This window comes from Cereibacter changlensis JA139, from assembly GCF_003034985.1.
GTDB classification, from domain to species: domain Bacteria; phylum Pseudomonadota; class Alphaproteobacteria; order Rhodobacterales; family Rhodobacteraceae; genus Cereibacter; species Cereibacter changlensis.
This window is the reverse complement of the sequence record NZ_PZKG01000343.1, coordinates 1-1,326: the sequence shown is the minus strand read 5'-3', so window position 1 is coordinate 1,326 and position 1,326 is coordinate 1. Positions and strand designations below refer to the sequence as shown.

Annotated in this window: 1 protein-coding gene and 1 pseudogene; both read left to right on the top strand. The window is 59.4% G+C overall.

What is annotated here, in order from left to right:
- The first annotated feature begins 215 nt into the window (after window positions 1–215).
- Window positions 216–944 carry a ParA family protein gene (locus C5F48_RS23910; protein WP_107666140.1) on the top strand — a complete coding sequence of 243 codons (729 nt, stop codon included), beginning with the start codon at window positions 216–218 and terminating at the stop codon, window positions 942–944.
- Window positions 941–1,326 (top strand): annotated as a pseudogene (locus tag C5F48_RS23905) (hypothetical protein); the annotation flags it as partial. The gene C5F48_RS23910 and the pseudogene C5F48_RS23905, both read left to right, overlap by 4 nt.

Below are 1,326 nucleotides of genomic sequence, written 5' to 3'. Positions count from 1 at the left end.
GACCCGCCAGACCCGGTAGACCCGGTACACCCGGCCAGACCCGGCACGACCCGGCCAGACCCGGCACGACCCGGCAGACCCGGTAGACCCGGTAGACCCGGTAGACCCGGTAGACCCGGTAGACCCGGTAGACCCGGTAGACCCGGTAGACCCGGTAGACCCGCTTGACCCGGCAGAAGCAATAGGGTTATCGTGTTAAAAACATGAGGGCGAGCATGAAAGTAATAGCTGCATACAGCCACAAGGGCGGAACCGGAAAAACTACAACGCTGATGATGCTGGCAAACGCAGTTGAAGCGAAAGGGCAGCGCGCCCTTTTGGTAGATTGCGATCCGCAGCAGAATTTCGCGATGTATAGGGATAACTCGCGAACCAGTGATTTCGATTATTGGTCGGACAACATGGATGTCGTTTATCTCGACTTCGAAGCGACAACTATTGTCGCCTTGGAATCGGCGCTGATAGACGCCGATGACAGCGGCAAGTATGACTATGCCCTGTTGAACCTGGCTGGCGCGGATCACCCATTCAACAGGATGGCGCTGCGCTATGCGGAGTTGACCTTGCTGCCGTTCAAGCCTGCCGCGACAGAGCTGGCCGAACTGTCCCCGGCACTCGCTGTCATCGACCAACTGGCCGAGAGCGGTGAGATCGGACAGGTCCGCGTCGTGTTCACCATGATGAAGTCGAGCATGACTGCGGCCCAGAACCTCTACAGGTCGGCGGCCGAGCAGAATTTCGAAGTCATGAAGACGGAGATCAAAGATAACTCCGTGTTTGCGGATCTCGTCATGAGGGGCTTGCTGGCCCGGACGATTGCTGGCGAGGAGCAGAGTGCGACCGGGCTGAGGATTATGGACATCAGACGCCTCAAGTCCGCCTTGGACGACTGCGTTACGCTGCTGGCCGAGGTCGACCAGATCATTGAGGGAGAGACAGCGTGAAGAACCGCGGATTGCTTGGCAGTGGTCGCCTTCCTGTCGCCACCCACAAGGGCCAAGGCCGCCCGGCAACGCTCAGCGGCGTCCAGTTTGCTGGTGTGACCGAAGAAGCCGAGAAAATGGATCGGGATCTGTCCGTGACGGCCGAACCCGGGAACGAGGGCGCAGCCCCGCCGATTAGCCGCGACACCTCCGAACCGGAGCTTCAGTCCGCGCCAAAGAAACGGGGAAGGGGCAGATCGCAGCCCAAGACATCTTCCGAGGGTGAAGGGAGCGATCGGCGCTTCTACTTCAAGCTGCCCATCGAACGTGCAACCATTGAGCGCCTTGATACGGTGTTCGAGCAAAACCCCACGGCGAAGCGACAGGTGGTGATGAGAAGAAT